Origin of the sequence: Salmonella sp. 32020114201800008SM, from assembly GCF_017572025.1 — a bacterium.
Taxonomy (GTDB): Bacteria; Pseudomonadota; Gammaproteobacteria; order Enterobacterales; family Enterobacteriaceae; genus Salmonella; species Salmonella enterica.
This window is the reverse complement of record NZ_JAGEQM010000004.1, coordinates 37,318-53,909: the sequence shown is the minus strand read 5'-3', so window position 1 is coordinate 53,909 and position 16,592 is coordinate 37,318. Positions and strand designations below refer to the sequence as shown.

Here is a 16,592-nt window from a genome sequence, read left to right as displayed (position 1 = left end):
AATAAAGCAGTAACTTAGCCTGATTTCAATCAAAAAACAGGGGCGGGATAACGATATATTATGGCGATAACCAGCCTATTTTATCTCCTATTTTTGATATCCCATGAAGACGATATTTCAATCAATTACGGGACATTTTATCGGCAATTCCAGCGTTAAATTTAAAGCATAATTTCTCAAATTTAAGTATAAACCGAAGGTAAATGCGCTTAAAAACCGTTACGCGTCACATTTTTTTACCTTATTTGTTTGTAAAGAAACATTTAATAAAATTTTAACCAAAATATTTCATACATTTAATTTTCATTTACAACAAATAATTTACACCGCTTTCTTGCTGTTTTTCAGGATGTAATTTTGTGAAAGAAATCGATTGCTTTTCACTTCAACTAAAAATAGCGCAATCCATAGCGTTTTGTGTTTCTCATCACAAAAACGAATAATATTATGTCACCACGGCTGTCAATTAATTGCCGGATGGTGACGCTGGCGTCTTCTGGAACCTCTATACCCCTCACCGGCCTGATAAGCAAAAACCCGCCAGCTTACACTGACGGGTTTTATGAAGAGATGATACTGACCGATAAGCCGCTTTCTTTTGGGTATAGCGTCGTGGACAGTCATTCATCCTGTCGTCCGGTAAAAGCAAAAACCCGCCGAAGCGGGTTTTATGAAGAGGTGAAACTGACCGATAAGCCGCTTTCTTTTGGATATAGCGTCGTGGACAGTCATTCATCCTGCCGCCCTGTAAAAGCAAAAACCCGCCGAAGCGGGTTTTATGAAGAGGTGAAACTGACCGATAAGCCGCTTTCTTTTGGGTATAGCGTCGTGGACAGTCATTCATCCTGCCGCCCTGTAAAAGCAAAAACCCGCCGAAGCGGGTTTTATGAAGAAGTGAAACTGACCGATAAGCCGCTTTCTTTTGGGTATAGCGTCGTGGACAGTCATTCATCCTGCCGCCCTGTAAAAGCAAAAACCCGCCGAAGCGGGTTTTATGAAGAAGTGAAACTGACCGATAAGCCGCTTTCTTTTGGGTATAGCGTCGTGGACAGTCATTCATCCTGCCGCCCTGTAAAAGCAAAAACCCGCCGAAGCGGGTTTTATGAAGAGGTGAAACTGACCGATAAGCCGGGTTCTGTCGTGGACAGTCATTCATCTAGGCCAGCAATCGCTCACTGGCTCAAGCAGCCTACCCGGGTTCAGTACGGGCCGTACCTTATGAACCCCTATTTGGCCTTGCTCCGGGTGGAGTTTACCGTGCCACGGACTGTTACCAGCCGCGCGGTGCGCTCTTACCGCACCCTTTCACCCTTACCTGATCCCACTTGCGTGGGCCATCGGCGGTTTGCTCTCTGTTGCACTGGTCGTGAGTTTCCCCCCCAGGCGTTACCTGGCACCCTGCCCTATGGAGCCCGGACTTTCCTCCCCTCCGCCCGTCTCCCCGAAAGGACGACGACGAAGCGGCGACTGTCTGGTCAGCTTCGGCGCGCAGTATAGAGGGTTCGCGCGACTTTGTCACCCTGCGCTGCGCATTCCTATCGCCAGAGCGGCAGCAACATTTCTGGATGCCCGATAAATATTGTCAAAAGCGCCCCGAAAAGCCTCCTCCAGCGTCACGATGCGCGTGAGTACGCTAAAGACAGCGTCGATGCCATAATGATGCACTATCCCTACATCGTGCGTCAGGCTGCCGGCAATGCCAATCACTGGCTTATGATATTTTTTCGCCACATTCGCGACGCCAATCGGCACTTTACCGCGAATACTTTGGCTATCAATCCGCCCTTCTCCCGTCACCACCAGCGTACAGTCGTGGATATGCTCCTCCAGGTTCAGTGCCGCCGTGACAATTTCGATCCCGCTGCGTAATTCCGCACCGAGAAAAGCCATTAACGCCGCCCCCATACCGCCTGCCGCGCCTGCGCCGGGCGCCGCCTTTACGTCGACATTCAGCGATTTTTTTATGATGTCGGCATAGTGAGCAAGATTTCTGTCCAGCTCAACAATGTTCTCTTCGGTCGCGCCTTTCTGCGGCCCAAAAATTCGTGATGCGCCGTTGTCGCCGAGCAGAGGATTAGAGACATCGCAAGCGACACGAATCGCGCAGAGTTTTAAACGGGGATCGAGCTCTGAAATATCAATGTCGCTTAGACAATGAAGGCTTCCGCCACCGTAACCGATATCCGCGCCGTTTGCATCGCGCAGTTTTGCGCCTAACGCCTGCATCATCCCTGCGCCGCCGTCATTTGTCGCGCTGCCGCCAATGCCGATAATGATATTGCTTGCGCCGCTTTCCAGCGCCTGCAATATCAGCTCCCCCGTTCCCCGCGAGGTAGTAATCAAAGGGTTGCGTTTTTCTGGTGGAACCAGCGCCAGTCCGCTGGCCGCCGCCATTTCAATAAACGCGGTTTTACCATCCCCGGACATTCCCCAGCAGGCTTTCACTTTTTCACCCAACGGCCCGGTCACCCATGCGGTGCGTTCAACGCCCTGCGTCGCGGCAATCATGGCTTCGACCGTTCCTTCGCCGCCATCGGCAACCGGAACAGAGACATATTGCGCATCGGGGAAAATTTCCCGAAATCCTTTTTCTATCGCCTGCGCTACCTCGGCGGCAGAAAGGCTTTCTTTATAGGAGTCGGGGGCAATTACGATTTTCATAGTGGTAGCCTGTTACTGCACAACGCCGGATGGCGTTTCACTTATCCAGCCTGAAATTCAGGCCCGGATCGCTACACGCCATCCGGGCACAACGTCGTTAGCGAGTGACTTCCACTTTCGCCAGTTTTTCGTAGTAGCACGCCAGCGCGCTATGGTCGTCATTACCGTGTCCATCCGCGCGTAACGCCTGCATCATTTCCATAACGGCGGCGGTCAGCGGGAGCTGCGCGCCAACGCCGTGGGAGGTATCCAGCGCATTCGCCAGATCTTTAATGTGCAGATCGATACGGAAACCTGGTTTAAAGTTTCGGTCCATGACCATCGGCGCTTTCGCATCCAGTACCGTGCTGCCAGCCAGACCGCCGCGAATCGCCTGATAGACCAGATCCGGGTTGACGCCCGCTTTAGTCGCCAGCGTCAGCGCTTCAGACATGGCGGCGATATTCAACGCCACGATCACCTGGTTAGCCAGTTTTGTGACGTTGCCTGCGCCGATATCCCCGGTATGCACCACGGAACCCGCCATCGCTTTCATCAGGTCGTAGTACTTGTCGAAAATGGCTTTATCGCCCCCCACCATCACCGACAGCGTGCCATCAATCGCCTTCGGCTCGCCGCCGCTGACCGGCGCATCCAACATCTCAACGCCCTTCGCCTTCAGCGCATCGCTGATTTCACGGCTTGCCAGCGGCGCGATAGAACTCATATCAATCAATACGGTTCCCGGCTTCGCGCCTTCGATGATACCGTTCTCGCCCAGCGCAACCTCTTTCACATGCGGAGAGTTAGGCAGCATCGTGATGATGACGTCACACTGTTCAGCGATCGCCTTCGCCGTAGAGGCCGTTTCCGCGCCTGCGGCAATGACGTCGGCAATCGCTTCAGGATTACGATCGGACACCACCAGCGAATACCCTGCTTTCAGTAAGTTTTTGCTCATGGGCTTACCCATGATGCCTAAGCCAATAAAGCCAACTTTCATCGTCATAGCGTTCTCTCTTTCCATACCAGGATTATTTTTTAAAGGTGTCGGCAAGCTTCTGCGTGCTGGCGCGGAATGCGCCTAAATCGCTGCCAACGGCGACAAAGGTCGCGCCCCATTCCAGATAACGGCGGGCATCCGCCTCTACCGGCGCCAGAATGCCGCAAGGTTTACCGTGCGCTTTAGCGCGGGCGAAAATATGTTGAATCGTCTGCTGCACGTCAGGGTGAGAAGCATTGCCGAGATGACCCAGCGCGGCGGCCAAATCGCTTGGGCCGACAAAAATGCCATCAACGCCTTCCGTTGCGGCGATGGCATCAACATTGTCGACACCCAACTGGCTTTCGATTTGAACAATAATGGTGATGTTTTTGTTCGACTGCGCAAAGTAATCAGGCACCGTACCGAACATATTCGCGCGGTGAGAAACGGAAACGCCGCGAATGCCTTCCGGCGGGTAACGCGTCGAGGCGACGGCGCGAGCCGCTTCCTCTTGCGTTTCAACAAAGGGGATCAGGAAGTTATAAAACCCAATATCCAGCATCCGTTTGATAATGACCGGTTCATTGGTTGGCACACGTACCACAGGCGCGCTGGCGCTGCCTTTCAATGCCATTAACTGAGGAATTAAGGTGGTCACATCGTTCGGCGCATGTTCGCCATCCAGCACCAGCCAGTCAAATCCCGCCAGACCAAGAACTTCGGTGGTGATTGGGCTTGCCAGTGCAGACCAGCAGCCAATCTGCACCTGTTGCGCCGCCAGCGCCGCTTTAAACTTATTCGGGAAAATAGCGTTATTCATCGCTTATACCTTCGCTTATTTCTTTAATTCTCTACATGTGATGCCGCCACCATAACTTATAGCAACGACAATAAAATGCTTATCTGAAATCAGAATGGGTCTCCGCATTCTATTTCTAATGTGGTACACATCCTGTAGCACAATATACCGTTCTGATACCTTTATCGTCTTTTATTATTATCATGGTATTTTCAAATAACTCGTCAGATACACTGAATTCGCCATTCAGTATAAACAGCCTATGGCGGATAATCATTGTGCAAACGCTCATTAAAAAGGGATTATTTAACGCTTATTTTTGAGCATACGCCCATGATACTGGGCGCTAATGCACACATTTACGCTTTACCCGGCCTACATAAAAAATTTCATAATTTGCGGTGATCTGGATCACATTCTTATATTTATACTCCTGTCATTCTTATTTCATTATGCATGAACTTTATTTCTTATATTGAGATTTAACGATTTAACCATAACCAAAATAGATAATCCTATTTCTATCATCCAGGCTGGAGAATGTTGAACAATGGCCAATATCGAAATTCGCCAGGAATCGCCATCGGCGTTTTATATAAAAGTACATGAAACCGATAATGTCGCAATTATTGTTAATGACCACGGTCTTAAAGCCGGAACACGTTTTCCGGATGGCCTGGAACTGACTGAACATATTCCGCAAGGCCATAAAGTTGCTCTGACGGATATCCCCGCTCACGGCGAAATCATCCGTTATGGCGAAGTCATCGGTTATGCGGTACGCGACATCCCGCGCGGAAGCTGGATCGACGAGTCGCTGGTTGAACTGCCAAAAGCGCCGCCGCTGAATACGCTACCGCTGGCGACCAAAGTACCGGAACCGCTGCCGCCGCTGGAAGGCTATACGTTTGAGGGCTATCGTAACGCCGATGGCAGCGTCGGCACCAAAAATCTGCTTGGCATTACCACCAGCGTGCACTGTGTGGCGGGCGTGGTCGATTATGTGGTGAAAGTGATTGAGCGCGATCTCCTGCCCAAATACCCGAATGTCGATGGCGTTGTAGGGCTAAACCATCTGTACGGCTGCGGCGTGGCAATCAACGCGCCGGCGGCGGTCGTGCCGATTCGCACGATTCATAATATCGCGCTCAACCCCAATTTTGGCGGCGAAGTGATGGTGATTGGCCTCGGTTGCGAAAAACTGCAGCCGGAACGACTGCTGGAAGGCACCGAGGATGTCCCCGCCATCGCCGTTGAAAGCGCCAGTATTGTGCGTTTACAGGACGAGCAGCATGTCGGCTTTAAATCAATGGTCGACGATATTTTACGGGTCGCCGAACGCCATCTGACGAAACTGAACCAACGCCAGCGCGAAACCTGCCCGGCCTCCGAGCTGGTCGTCGGGATGCAGTGTGGCGGCAGCGATGCGTTTTCCGGCGTCACGGCAAACCCGGCGGTGGGTTATGCTTCCGATCTGCTGGTACGCTGCGGCGCGACCGTCATGTTCTCGGAGGTCACCGAAGTGCGCGATGCCATTCATCTTCTGACGCCGCGCGCCATCAACGAAGCCGTGGGTAAACGCCTGCTGGATGAAATGGCCTGGTACGATAACTACCTTGATATGGGGAAAACCGATCGCAGCGCTAACCCGTCCCCTGGCAACAAAAAAGGCGGTCTGGCGAACGTCGTGGAAAAAGCGTTGGGCTCTATCGCTAAATCGGGTAAGAGCGCCATTGTCGAAGTATTGTCGCCGGGCCAACGCCCCACCAAACGCGGCCTGATTTACGCCGCGACGCCCGCCAGCGATTTCGTCTGCGGCACGCAGCAGGTCGCTTCCGGCATTACCGTACAGGTCTTTACCACCGGACGCGGCACGCCGTACGGGCTGATGGCGGTGCCGGTCATTAAAATGGCGACGCGTACCGAGCTGGCGAACCGCTGGTATGACTTAATGGATATCAATGCAGGCACCATCGCCACGGGTGAAGAGACAATCGAAGATGTGGGCTGGAAGCTGTTTCACTTTATTCTCGATGTCGCCAGCGGCCGGAAAAAGACTTTCTCAGATCAATGGGGATTGCATAACCAGCTGGCAGTGTTTAACCCGGCACCTGTGACCTGATCTATTCTGGAAAGCGCCTCGCAAAACATGGCTTAAGGGCCATGTTTTCATATGTTTGATAAACTGCGCCATGTTCATACCGGATATGGCAAAAACATCTAACCCACCATAAAACCATTCAAATTCAATAAATTGAAATTCTATGCCAGGCGCAACCTTACGTTTCTCACTAATTTGAGTCGCAGCACATGCAATTTGAGGTATGTCGAATATAACGACAGCCTATTAATCACCTTTACTTAATTCTGCTGCCTCATCAATTCTTTAATTTGTACCAGCGTGGACGTGCCTTCCATCGGCCCACGCGCAGAGATAGCCAGCGATCCTGCGGCATTAGCATGGGCTAAAGCATCGGGTACGGAATATCCCGCAAGAAACAGGCTGACAAAGGTTGCGCCAAAGCAATCGCCAGCGCCTGTAGGATCAACCACCTTCACCGGATACCCAGCCACATGATGTTGTTCGTCTTTTGAATAGTAACTGGCTCCACGGGCGCCACGTTTAATGATGACATGGGCAATTCCACGCTTGTGAAGCCTTGCGACAATTTTCTCTTCATCGCGGGATTTGCTCAGGCCGAAATAATCCAGTTCGCCATCGCTTGGCAGGAAGAAATCCGTGTAATCAAGAATATATTCAAAGGCCTGCGACATTTCGCGGATCTTTAGCATCTCTTTACGGATATTAGGATCGAAAGAAATTGTGCCACCATTTTCTTTTACAATGCTAATCGCCTTGCGTACGGCATCGATCAAACGAAAGGAAAATAATGACGATCCCATAATATGAAAGTGGCGATATTGCCTGAGTAATGTTTCATCAAGGTGGTCGGCACTCAGCAAACCGCACGCACTGTCCGGCATGTTGAAAATAAAATCTCGCTGGGCCTGGCTTCGGTAGCTGACAAAAGCACTACCTGTTGTGGCGTTCGGCAGTACGGAAATTCCCTGTACATTTACGCCATCGCGCGACAATCGGGTAATATTCATAACGCCAAAGGCATCGTTGCCAACACAGCTAAACAACAATGAACGAAAACCAAGTTTAGCAACCTGATCGGCAAATATGGCAGGCGCCCCACTGGGATACGGCCCCCAAAATTCCCCCGGTGAGGAAAATCCTTGGTTCTCTTTTTTTGCCAGAAACTCGACGAGCAATTCACCCAATGTTGCGATTGTTATGTTCATGCGTTGTCCTTCATCTTGCCTGATGCAGGGTCGGGTTTATCCAGGTCAGACATTCGTTATTGGTATAGCTGTTGGTTAAGCCGTCGGCCAGAAACCGTGAGTGGTACTCAGCGGCGACAATCTGTGGCGTAATAATCGCGCTCAGCGTATTCAGTTTTCCTACCGGATAACGCGCCACATCATGAATCGGACGCTGCGCCACCACGGCAATACTCTGTCCACTAAGGCGCAGGCATTCACTTAGCAAAGCAGCTGCACTTTCGTTTTTCACGTTGAGCGTGCCATCCTCGCTGATATGGTCCACCATCACCAGACAACATGACGGTTGAAATTGTTGCAAAGATTGGATGGCGATTTCGCCCCCCAACGCCTGACCACTATGCCCCAGTACACCGCCCAACAACACAATTTCACCATCGATATAATCACGGGCCGGTGCAACATGGCTAAGATCGTTGATGATAAGGCACAGATCCCGATAATCGCCCAGGAAAGGAAGCGCTTTACGCAACACCTCTCCGGCCCCCAGAAACACGGTATCGTCGTCGCAGACCAGACGGGCAACTTGCTTAGCCAGTTCAAGCTCTACGCTATGCTCTAACGCCTGCGACTGCACCACTTCATGGCTTACCGCTGCTCTGACGGGTTGGGCCGTGTAAATCGCTCCGCCAAAGGAGCGTTTCAGATAGCCTTGCTGCTCCAGGTAATTGAGATCATTACGGATCGTTACCCCTGAAACCGATAACATTTCAGCCAAATCGTCTACTTTTATTTCGCCGTTTTTACGGACGATTTCGGCAATGTCCAGACGCCTTTTCAACAGGCTGGTAGATGGTTTTGCCACAACATACCCTTTTTTTCCGCTTCGTCGGGAAGTTATCCCGTGCTTTAACTTTCATTTTTAAACTTCTGACAGGGGATGTCAATTTTGCACCACGTCACCGAATGCTCAATGGAAAACATCACAATAAAATCAAGTAATTATAGAATTTTCATATCTCCCATTTACTTACAAAACAAAATTTAAATCCACACTTTTTCTTTCATTTAAGAAAAATTATCCTGCTTTTGTGTTGATGATCACAATCATGTGTGGCAATGATCGTTACATTACTTTCAAAACGAAGGTTATTTTTATTTTAAACTTTAATTTCGAAAGTTATAAACGGAGACCACTATGTTCATTATTTCCAGTAAAAATATGCTCCAGAAGGCCCAGCATGCAGGCTATGCCGTGCCAGCCTTTAACATCCATAACCTGGAAACCTTGCAGGTGGTGGTAGAAACCGCCGCAGAAATGCGCTCACCGCTGATCGTTGCCGGAACACCAGGCACGTTTAGCTATGCCGGAATGGGTAACATTGTGGCGATCGCGGGCGATCTGGCTCGTGAATACAATCTGCCACTGGCCATTCATCTGGATCATCATGAATCGTTAGCCGATATTGAAAGCAAAGTTATGGCAGGGATCCGTTCAGTCATGATCGATGGTTCCCACTTTCCCTTTGAAGAGAATGTGGCGCTGGTGAAAAGCGTGGTCGATTTTTGCCATCGCTACGACACCAGCGTGGAGGCAGAACTGGGCCGCCTTGGTGGGATCGAAGATGATTTAGTGGTAGACAGCAAAGATGCCCTTTACACCAATCCACAGCAAGCACGTGAGTTTGTGGCGCGCACCGGCATTGATTCGCTGGCGGTTGCTATCGGCACGGCACACGGCATGTATGCCGCTGAACCTAAACTTGATTTTGAGCGACTGGCAGAAATACGCGCTCTGGTGGATATCCCTCTGGTATTGCATGGGGCATCTGGTTTGCCGGAAAGCGATATTCGCCAGGCCATCAGCCTTGGGGTATGCAAAGTCAATGTTGCCACCGAACTGAAAATCGCCTTCTCCGACGCCTTAAAAGAGTATTTCCTACAAAACCCGAAAGCCAATGATCCCCGCCACTATATGCAACCAGCAAAACAGGCGATGAAAGAGGTGGTACGCAAAGTAATTCATGTTTGCGGCTGTGAAGGGCAACTGTGAGGAATCGCCTGTGATCTACACGCTAACACTTAATAGCGCGATTGATATGAATATATTTAGCGATCCTTTACAGCCAAATATTGTCAATCGCACTCACCACACCGAGTTTTGCCCAAATGGTAAAGGGGTAAATGTTGCGCTGGTTCTGGATCACTTTCAAATACCTGCGCATATATTAGGCATTTTTGGTGGTTTCACCGGGCATTATATTGTAGAAAGCCTGCGTACCCGAAAAATGCCAGTCACACCAGCATGGGTAGAAGAACCCACGCGGATTAATATTTTCATTCATGACGGTAAGCAGGAATATAAACTGGTCAACCCTGGCTCATATATTCCAGATGAATGTAAACAACAAATTATCACGATTATTTCGCAACTGCCCGATGCAGACTATCTGGTGATAAGCGGCAGCCTGCCACAAGGTATTGAAAGCCGCTTTTACGCAGAAATTATGCATATTTGTCAGCAAAAAAATATCGGCGTAATTTTAGATATTAGTCATCCGTCATTACGTCAGTTACTGGAGTTCAAACCGTTATTAATTAAACCAAATGATGAAGAGGTTAAAGCAATATTCGGTTTAACTGTCTCTGACGACAATGATGCGAAAAATACTCTAACCACTTTACATGCACTTGGTGCACAAAATGTTCTGCTAACCCTTGGCGCTAAAGGAATGTATTTCTCCAATGGGATTGATTACTGGTTTTGTAGCGCGCCAACGGTTGATTTGGTGAGCTCCGCCTGTGCAGGCGATGCTGCACTGGCCGCCTTTCTCAGCCAGTGGTTATCTACAGGAGAAGTGGAATATGCCTTATCTCTTGCCAGTGCAACAGGAGCTGATGTCGCAAGTTCTGCCGGACTAGGCCAACTTGCGGCAATAGAAACCTTACTTTCGCAAATCCACGTCAGAAAGCTGTAGGTTAAATTACAATATAAGGTCTGCTTATGAAAAAGATCATTGCAGTGACCGGCTGCCCTACCGGTATTGCGCATACATTTATGGCTGAAGAAGCCTTAAAAAATGCCGCGAAAAAATTATCTGTTGAAATAAAAGTTGAAACCAATGGTGCCAGTGGCGTTGAAAATGCTATTCAACCTGCTGATCTGGTAGATATTACCGGAGTCATTATTGCGGCGGATAAAGATGTCTTACCTGATCGCTTTAATGGTTTACCGGTTATTGAAGTACCGGTAAAAGAAGCAATCCATCATCCTGCGGAGCTGATTAACAAAGTTATTAATGGTGAAGCCCCAATACGTAAAGGCGAATCAACCACCAGCACGGAAATTATCGAAAAAGAATCACTGGGGCGACAAATTTATAAGCACCTGATGAGTGGTGTTTCAAATATGCTACCTTTTGTAGTTGCCGGAGGCATATTAATTGCGGTGTCGTTTTTATGGGGAATTTATTCCGCTGATCCTAATTCAGCTGAATACAATGCAACCGCCGCAATGCTAATGAAAATCGGTCAGCAAGCCTTTTCGATTATGGTTCCGGTCTTTACCGCTTATATTGCATTCTCTATTTCTGGCAGACCAGGGATGGTGGCTGGATTTGTCGGCGGCTTACTGGCAAATGCTACCGGCGCAGGATTTCTTGGTGGGATAATTGCCGGATTCGCCGCCGGTTACCTGATGTTATGGGTAAAGAATCGACTCGAAGGCTTACCGCGTCAGTATGAAAGCCTGAAATCGATTTTTATTATGCCGCTCATTGGCGTACTGGTTATTGGCGTGTTGATGTCGCTGCTTGGGCAACCTGTCGCAGCTATCAATAATAGCATGATGAACTGGCTGGCATCGCTACAGGAAGCGAATCCAATATTGCTGGGTATTGTGGTGGGTGCAATGTGCTCCTTTGACTTTGGCGGCCCGGTAAACAAAGCCGCTTATGTCACCGGCACGCTTTTACTGGGCCAGGGCAACTTCTACTTTATGGCTGGTGTGTCTGCCGCATGTATTACTCCACCACTGGTAATTGCTCTGGCGACCACCTTCTTTCCAAAAGGTTTTAGCGAGGAAGAACGTGCCGCAGGCATGGTTAACTATATCCTCGGTTGTACACACATCACTGAAGGCGCGATTCCTTTCGCAGCGAAAGATCCTTTGCGTGTCATCCCGATGATGATGATTGCTTCCAGCATTTCCGCAGTACTTAGCTACAGCTTGCGTATTCAGGTTCCGGCTCCTCACGGCGGCTTCTTAATTTTACCTTTGGTGAGTCAGCCGCTGGCCTGGGTGTTATGTATCCTTGCGGGCTCTGCATGTGGTGCGGTGATGCTTGGCCTATGGAGATTGTGGGCTGTGCGCAAAAATTCAGTCAACACAACTCCTGTAGCAAAGGCTGGAGGTCAGAATGCAGCTCTGTGAACACGATATTTTTATCAGCGATGAGCGTCTCGATAAAGTCACCGCTCTGCACCGTGTGGTGGAAAAGTTATCTGCGGCTGGCAATACCACGACTGACTATTTACGCGGCATGTTGGATCGCGAAGCACAGATCTCCACTTATCTGGGAAATGGAATCGCGATCCCACACGGTACGCCAGAGTCTCGCGATGCGGTATTACAAACCGGTGTAAAGGTAATCGTTTTTCGCCACGGCGTTGACTGGGGTGACGGCAATACCGCGTATCTGGTCACCGGAATTGCCGCGCGCTCCAATGAACATCTTGAGATTTTGCGCCAACTGACTCGCGTGCTCAGCGATGACGCTATTCTGCAAGCACTGGCTAAAGCCGAATCCCCCAGTCAGGTTTTAGCGCTACTGACTGGATCGACGACCAATACGCCAGCAGCCGTGGAGTTGCAGGAGGGTGAGCAGGCAACGTTTGTCATCCATAATCCGCATGGTTTACATGCCAGACCCAGTGCGGTACTGGTGAAGTTTATCAAACAGTTTCAAAGCCACATTACGGTAGAAAATCTGGATAGCGCCTCCGGCCCGGTGGACGGGAAAAACCTGATGCGAGTGGTGTCGCTCGGCGCGAAAAAGGGGCATCGCTTGTTGTTCCGGGCGCAGGGCGAAGATGCACAGCAGGCACTACGTGAAATCGGGGAGCTTATCGCCTCTGGTGCAGGCGAGATGATCACCGTTCCCGTTACCCCACCACCAGAAGTCATGCAGCCAAAGCGCAGTTGGCTATCTCGATTGTTTAATTAGCCTTCATTTGTTCCTCCGTGCCCGCTCCGGCGGGTACGGTTTTTCATGACAAAGTGAAGTTACAGACATTACACACCATTTCGTTACCTTACATTTCCTTTCGCAACTTTCATTTATCAGATCAAAATCACAAAACAACATTACGAAAGCCTATAAATTCTTTCGAAGAAGAAAAACGAAAGAACTCGGAGATAAAAGTGAAAGAAATAATTGCTCGTCATAAAGCAGGAGAACATCTGGGCATCTGTTCAGTTTGTTCTGCTCATCCCCTGGTTATCGAATCAGCTCTGCTTTTCGATCTCAATACTGACAACAAGGTATTGATTGAAGCCACATCCAATCAGGTGAATCAGTTTGGCGGTTATACCGGAATGAAACCGGCTGATTTTCGTGATTTTGTTTATGGCATTGCTCAGGAAGTGGGATTTCCACGTGAGCGGTTGATTCTTGGCGGCGATCATTTAGGGCCTAACTGCTGGCAGAACGAACCGGCAGCGGCGGCAATGGAAAAGTCAGTTGAGTTAATAAAAGCGTATGTCGCCGCTGGTTTTAGCAAAATTCACCTGGACGCGTCGATGTCCTGCGCTGACGACCCGACACCGTTGGATCCGATGGTCGTTGCACGCCGTGCCGCCGTGCTTTGTAAAGCAGCAGAAGAGACCGCAAACGAAGAACAAAAATGCCATCTGACTTATGTCATCGGCACGGAAGTGCCCGTTCCTGGCGGTGAAGCCAGTACCATCGGCAGCGTTCATGTCACCCGCGAAGTCGATGCTGCCCGTACGCTGGAAACTCACCAAATCGCGTTTCGTGAATCAGGTCTGGAAGAAGCACTGTCACGCGTGATCGCCATTGTGGTGCAGCCGGGCGTTGAATTTGATCATACCCAGATTATTCATTATCAGCCGCAGGCGGCACAGGCGCTCTCCGCATGGATAAAAGAAACGCCGATGGTCTATGAAGCGCATTCGACTGATTATCAGACGCGACAGGCCTACCGTGCGCTGGTACGCGATCATTACGCCATTCTGAAGGTCGGCCCGGCGCTCACTTTCGCGCTGCGCGAAGCCATTTTCGCACTTGCGCAAATGGAAAACGAGCTGATCTCCCCGGAACAACGTAGTCGGGTACTGGAGGTCATTGATGAAGTTATGCTAAACGAACCGGGCTACTGGAAAAAATACTACCGTCCAACCTGGAGCCAGGCGATGGTCGACATCCACTTTAGTTTGTCTGACCGTATTCGCTATTACTGGCCGCACCCGCGTATTCGTCAAAGCGTAGAGAAGTTAATCGCCAATCTGAACAACGTCACATTGCCGCTGGGATTAATTAGCCAGTTTATGCCCGTACAGTTTGAACGCCTGTCTGAGGGCGTGCTCACCCCTACGCCGCATAACCTGATTATTGACAAAATTCAGGATGTTCTGCGCGCTTATCGCTTCGGTTGCACGCCGGATGTCGCCTGAATAATGGAGAATTTATGAGCCAACTATTTGTCCGAACCGGAATCACATTCGACTCGAGCCAACAGGCGCTGGCGCACATTGGCAAAGAGATGCTGGCGAAAGGCGTGGTACATGATAGTTATCCGCAGGCGCTGGTGGAACGTGAAGCGTCTTTTCCTACCGGCATTGCGCTGGAGCGTCACGCCGTCGCTATCCCTCATTGCGAGGCGGTTCATGCGAAATCACCCGCTATCTATCTGATTCGTCCAGATAAGCCGGTCATGTTTCAACAGGCGGATGATGACGAAGAGATTGCCGTTTCGTTAATCATCGCCTTAATCGTTGAAAACCCGGCGGCACAGCTAAAACTTCTGCGCCGCCTGTTTAGTGAGCTACAGAACCCAAGCACCCTCGATGCCCTGTTAAGCGCGCCGGATGCCGAACTGGCGATACGCTTTCAGGAAACCATCCTTGAGCCTGAGCAGTGCGTCCAGGTTTGATAATAAATTGATAATAATGAGGAATACCCTATGAAACGTAAAGTAATTGTGGCCTGTGGCGGTGCGGTTGCAACCTCAACGATGGCTGCGGAAGAAATTAAAGAGCTATGTGATGCCAACCATATTGAGCTCGACTTAGTGCAGTGCCGGGTCACCGAAATCGAAACCTATATGGACGGCGCCGATCTTATCTGTACCACTGCCAGGGTCGATCGCGCCTTTGGCGATATTCCCGTCGTTCACGGCATGCCTTTTGTTTCCGGCGTGGGCATTGAAGCATTACAGCAAAAAATTCTGTCCATTCTCATGGGGTAACGTATGTTTAGCGAAATAATGCGTTATATCCTCGACTTAGGCCCAACGGTGATGCTGCCTCTGGTGATCATCGTGTTCTCTAAACTGCTGGGAATGAAGCTTGGGGATTGTTTTAAATCGGGTTTGCATATTGGTATCGGCTTCGTGGGTATTGGTCTGGTCATCGGCCTGATGCTGGATTCTATCGGCCCCGCGGCGAAAGCCATGGCGGAACATTTCCAAATCAATCTCCACGTTATTGACGTCGGCTGGCCGGGTTCATCGCCCATGACCTGGGCGTCACAAATCGCGCTGGTCGCGATCCCTGTCGCCATCGGGGTTAACGTCCTGATGCTGGTGACCCGCATGACCCGCGTGGTGAATGTCGATATCTGGAATATCTGGCACATGACCTTCACGGGCGCCATGCTGCATCTGGCGACCGGTTCATACTGGCTGGGGATTCTGGGCGTTGTGGTTCATGCCGCCTTTGTCTACAAACTGGGGGACTGGTTTGCCAAAGATACCCGCGACTATTTTGGCCTCGAGGGGATTGCAATCCCACACGGCTCATCCGCGTACCTGGGCCCCGTGGCGGTGCTCGTTGATACCATTATCGAGAAAATTCCGGGTCTCAATCGTATTCACTTTAGCGCAGATGATGTCCAGAAACGCTTCGGACCGTTTGGCGAGCCGGTGACTGTCGGCTTCGTGATGGGGCTGGTGATTGGTGTACTGGCAGGCTACGACGCCAAAGCCGTTCTGCAACTGGCGGTCAAAACCGCAGCGGTGATGCTGCTTATGCCACGCGTCATTAAACCTATTATGGATGGCCTAACGCCTATCGCGAAACATGCGCGTAAACGTCTACAGGCCAAATTTGGCGGGCAGGAGTTCCTGATAGGCCTTGATCCAGCGCTACTGCTCGGTCATACCTCTGTTGTCTCCGCGAGCCTGATATTCATTCCGCTGACCATCCTGATTGCCGTCTTAGTACCGGGGAACCAGGTGCTGCCGTTCGGCGACCTCGCCACCATCGGTTTCTTTATTGCGATGGCGGTTGCGGTACACCAGGGCAACCTGTTCCGCACGCTGATTTCAGGTGTCATTATCATGGGCATCACCCTGTGGATAGCCACCCAGACGATTGGCCTGCATACCCAACTGGCTGCCAATGCCGGAGCGCTAAAAGCTGGCGGACAAGTCGCCTCGCTGGATCAGGGCGGTTCCCCCATCACCTGGCTGCTGATTCAACTTTTTACCTGGCAGAATATCGTCGGCTTCGCCGTCATTGCCATTATCTATCTGGCTGGCGTACTGCTGACCTGGCGTCGCGCCCGACAGTTTGTCGCGGCTGAGAAAGCCACGGCGCTACAGCAAAGTCAAATCGCCTCTTAATTTTAGGGGAGCAAT

At 50.4% G+C, this 16,592-nt stretch carries 14 protein-coding genes and 1 other RNA gene; 9 read left to right on the top strand and 6 right to left on the bottom strand.

The annotated features are described in order from the left end of the window. Window positions 1-1,108: 1,108 nt before the first annotated feature. The 4 genes from rnpB to garL all read right to left on the bottom strand — a co-directional run bounded on the left by rnpB (window position 1,109) and on the right by garL (window position 4,445). An RNA gene (gene rnpB, locus J4613_RS12500) (RNase P RNA component class A) lies at window positions 1,109-1,483 on the bottom strand. A gap of 32 nt (window positions 1,484-1,515) precedes the next feature. Further along, window positions 1,516-2,661: a glycerate 2-kinase gene (gene garK / locus J4613_RS12495; protein WP_080194142.1), complete on the bottom strand. Its 1,146-nt coding sequence runs from the start codon at window positions 2,659-2,661 to the stop codon at window positions 1,516-1,518. 97 nt (window positions 2,662-2,758) lie between these two features. Next, window positions 2,759-3,649: a 2-hydroxy-3-oxopropionate reductase gene (gene garR / locus J4613_RS12490; protein ID WP_000178106.1), complete on the bottom strand. Its 891-nt coding sequence runs from the start codon at window positions 3,647-3,649 to the stop codon at window positions 2,759-2,761. Between the two features lie 25 nt (window positions 3,650-3,674). Further along, window positions 3,675-4,445, bottom strand: coding sequence for a 2-dehydro-3-deoxyglucarate aldolase (gene garL, locus J4613_RS12485; protein ID WP_001057715.1), 771 nt, complete (start codon window positions 4,443-4,445; stop codon window positions 3,675-3,677). A gap of 529 nt (window positions 4,446-4,974) precedes the next feature. On the opposite strand from garL, the gene garD reads away from it, so the two are divergent. Then, window positions 4,975-6,546 (top strand): galactarate dehydratase, encoded by a 1,572-nt coding sequence (gene garD / locus J4613_RS12480; RefSeq protein ID WP_001273723.1) that lies wholly within the window; start codon window positions 4,975-4,977, stop codon window positions 6,544-6,546. 239 nt (window positions 6,547-6,785) lie between these two features. On the opposite strand, the gene J4613_RS12475 is transcribed toward garD, so the two are convergent. Then, window positions 6,786-7,733 (bottom strand): sugar kinase, encoded by a 948-nt coding sequence (locus tag J4613_RS12475; RefSeq protein ID WP_111742234.1) that lies wholly within the window; start codon window positions 7,731-7,733, stop codon window positions 6,786-6,788. A 10-nt stretch (window positions 7,734-7,743) separates the two neighbouring features. Next, the gene (locus tag J4613_RS12470; protein ID WP_001118363.1) at window positions 7,744-8,577 is read right to left on the bottom strand and encodes a DeoR/GlpR family DNA-binding transcription regulator; all 834 of its coding nucleotides are present in this window, start codon (window positions 8,575-8,577) and stop codon (window positions 7,744-7,746) included. 333 nt (window positions 8,578-8,910) lie between these two features. On the opposite strand from J4613_RS12470, the gene J4613_RS12465 reads away from it, so the two are divergent. The 8 genes from J4613_RS12465 to J4613_RS12430 all read left to right on the top strand — a co-directional run bounded on the left by J4613_RS12465 (window position 8,911) and on the right by J4613_RS12430 (window position 16,577). After that, window positions 8,911-9,765 (top strand): tagatose bisphosphate family class II aldolase, encoded by an 855-nt coding sequence (locus J4613_RS12465; RefSeq protein WP_000469985.1) that lies wholly within the window; start codon window positions 8,911-8,913, stop codon window positions 9,763-9,765. Between the two features lie 10 nt (window positions 9,766-9,775). After that, the gene (gene pfkB, locus J4613_RS12460) at window positions 9,776-10,690 is read left to right on the top strand and encodes a 1-phosphofructokinase (RefSeq protein WP_001520582.1); all 915 of its coding nucleotides are present in this window, start codon (window positions 9,776-9,778) and stop codon (window positions 10,688-10,690) included. Window positions 10,691-10,716: 26 nt separating this feature from the next. Next, window positions 10,717-12,144 carry a PTS fructose transporter subunit IIBC gene (locus J4613_RS12455; RefSeq protein WP_208293655.1) on the top strand — a complete coding sequence of 476 codons (1,428 nt, stop codon included), beginning with the start codon at window positions 10,717-10,719 and terminating at the stop codon, window positions 12,142-12,144. Beyond that, on the top strand, window positions 12,131-12,937 hold the full coding sequence (locus tag J4613_RS12450; RefSeq protein ID WP_001175243.1) for an HPr family phosphocarrier protein: 807 nt from the start codon (window positions 12,131-12,133) through the stop codon (window positions 12,935-12,937). The genes J4613_RS12455 and J4613_RS12450 overlap by 14 nt, the downstream gene beginning before the upstream one ends. Window positions 12,938-13,134: 197 nt before the next feature. Further along, window positions 13,135-14,406, top strand: coding sequence for a tagatose-bisphosphate aldolase subunit GatZ (gene gatZ / locus J4613_RS12445; protein WP_000658627.1), 1,272 nt, complete (start codon window positions 13,135-13,137; stop codon window positions 14,404-14,406). Window positions 14,407-14,420: 14 nt separating this feature from the next. Next, the gene (gene gatA, locus J4613_RS12440) at window positions 14,421-14,885 is read left to right on the top strand and encodes a PTS galactitol transporter subunit IIA (RefSeq protein WP_000080445.1); all 465 of its coding nucleotides are present in this window, start codon (window positions 14,421-14,423) and stop codon (window positions 14,883-14,885) included. A gap of 30 nt (window positions 14,886-14,915) precedes the next feature. Next, complete coding sequence (gene gatB / locus J4613_RS12435; RefSeq protein ID WP_000824293.1) at window positions 14,916-15,200, top strand: PTS galactitol transporter subunit IIB; 285 nt, start codon at window positions 14,916-14,918, stop codon at window positions 15,198-15,200. 3 nt (window positions 15,201-15,203) lie between these two features. After that, window positions 15,204-16,577, top strand: a complete 1,374-nt coding sequence (locus tag J4613_RS12430) for a PTS galactitol transporter subunit IIC (protein ID WP_000490601.1) — start codon at window positions 15,204-15,206, stop codon at window positions 16,575-16,577. Window positions 16,578-16,592: the final 15 nt, after the last annotated feature.